The following is a 1,890-nucleotide window of genomic DNA, read 5'->3' on the forward strand; positions in this document are numbered from 1 at the left end:
GTGTCAATTCTAAGCTGGTATGAGACGAAGTCGCATTCCACATAGGCCTTTCCTAGGTTACCGACCACCCATTTGTCTCTTTGCTTGTTATATCCTTTGAAGCGTTCAGAGGGTTCTTTTGCTCCTGTCGCGTTTATGCAGCCTAAACACAGTATTAGGCTACTCAGAAACAATATGGTCATAACAGTTTTCGTTTTCATTTTTTCTCATTTCTCCTTATTCGGCATTATAAATTGAGAAATAGACAGTGATTTATGGGTTTTGTAGAACAATTCTATAGAAAACAATTCCTTACAAGACTGACTCTTTGGTTTTTTGTTTATGTTGATTCTTTCAGTGTCACTGCGCGCGCAGATCGGCTCTAAGAATTTTTTAATCTTTAATCTAAACCTATATTGTTCTTGTATGCTTGATAAATTGCTTCTAAGTCTTTAAGTCCGTCTTGTCCAGAAGGTGATGGCGATGAGTCTTTTCTTAGGCAATTTACAAAGTATTGAAGCTCATCAAAGTGAGATCGATGAAACTCTGACTTGCCGGTTGTTAGCATTTGAGTTGCGGCTAGTAAACGGTTTCTTGGGCGGTGTTGTGCAAATGCGTGGTCTACGGTTCCGAAGAACTCGATTTTCAGTTGATAACCTTGGAGGAACCAGCCGGCGGTTATAACGGCTGTTGTTCCTGATTCAAATTTGGTGAAGCATATTGCGCTGTCTTCGAGGTCAAGGTTGAATCTGTGACCGAGATGGCTTTTTATGTGCGTGATTTCTCCGAAGTACCATCTAAGTAGGTTTATGATGTGGCTGCCTAAGTCAATGAGGGCGCCGCCGCCTGTTAGGTCCTTGTTAAACCACCACTTGGGGACAGGAAGTGGGGTGTGGCTTTCTGCTCTGTGAAAGAATGGGCCGGAACTTATGAAAGTGGCGTATGCAATTTCAACGTCGCCTAGGGTTCCGCTTTCCATTTTTGTTTTTAGTTCACGAAAGGATTTGTTAAATCTCAATGGGTATCCTATCATCAGTTTTACGGAATTCTTATGGGCGGCTGTTACTATTCCCTTTGCTTCTTCGAGGTTTCTGGCTATTGGTTTTTCTAGAAATATGTGTTTTTTTGCTTCAGCTGCTTGTATTGCACATTGCAGGTGGAGATGAGTGGGCAGTGCGATTATTACGGCGTCTATGTTGGATTCTTTCAAAAGTTGCTCGTAACTGGTAAACGTTTTTTTAATGCCGGCGTTTTTGGCTTCGTTTAGGGCTTTTTTTGACAAATCGGAGACTGCTACAAGATTTACGTTGGGCAGTTTCAAGGAGTGTCTCAGATGGATTTTGCCTACATATCCGAGGCCAATTATTCCCAATCCGACTTTTTTCATCCTTTTAATCCTCCGTGGCGTTTGTTACTTAAGCTAACCCTAGTCTTTTACCCAGCCCCATGGTAACAATGAATCCGTAGGCTTTTCCCATTAGTTTCTTTTGAATGTCTTTTCGGGGATATCTTACTTTGAAGTAGTCGAGGGGTATGCCTTTCTGGATGAAGTTAGTGTGTCCTAGGCCTTCTTTAGCTGCGAGTGAAAGGTATTTTATTGTTTTTGGGTTTATTCCAGCGATTTTTGCAGCGGCTGCATCAATTGCCACTGGGTCTTTGCTTGCCATTACTAAGCCTATTTTGCGTGGTTTCGCACCCGAAATAATATTGCCATCTATTATGCACAAGTCAAATTTCATCGCCTTGTTAAGGGCAACAATTGCTTCCTCAATTTTTGAATGATATTTGAACTTTTTTGGGTACGGATTGCAACCGAAAATATTCTTTAATGCACAGGTAAGTTTGATTTTTTCAAATGTGTATTTGATTTTTGGTATATTAATTTTCAAGTCTGCATCTCGAATCACCCGC

3 protein-coding genes are annotated in these 1,890 nt (G+C 41.1%); all 3 read right to left on the bottom strand.

Going from position 1 to position 1,890, the window contains the following annotated elements; all coding sequences use genetic code 11:
* The coding region (locus OEX01_09660; protein MDH5449249.1) for a hypothetical protein at window positions 1-200 on the bottom strand (200 nt) is incomplete at its 3' end.
* 179 nt (window positions 201-379) lie between these two features.
* Window positions 380-1,366: a Gfo/Idh/MocA family oxidoreductase gene (locus OEX01_09665; GenBank protein MDH5449250.1), complete on the bottom strand. Its 987-nt coding sequence runs from the start codon at window positions 1,364-1,366 to the stop codon at window positions 380-382.
* A 28-nt stretch (window positions 1,367-1,394) separates the two neighbouring features.
* A partial coding sequence (locus OEX01_09670) for a DUF362 domain-containing protein (protein ID MDH5449251.1) occupies window positions 1,395-1,890 on the bottom strand: 496 nt, incomplete at its 5' end.

The sequence above is a fragment of the Candidatus Bathyarchaeota archaeon genome (genome assembly GCA_029882535.1).
Taxonomy (GTDB): Archaea; Thermoproteota; Bathyarchaeia; order Bathyarchaeales; family SOJC01; genus JAOUKM01.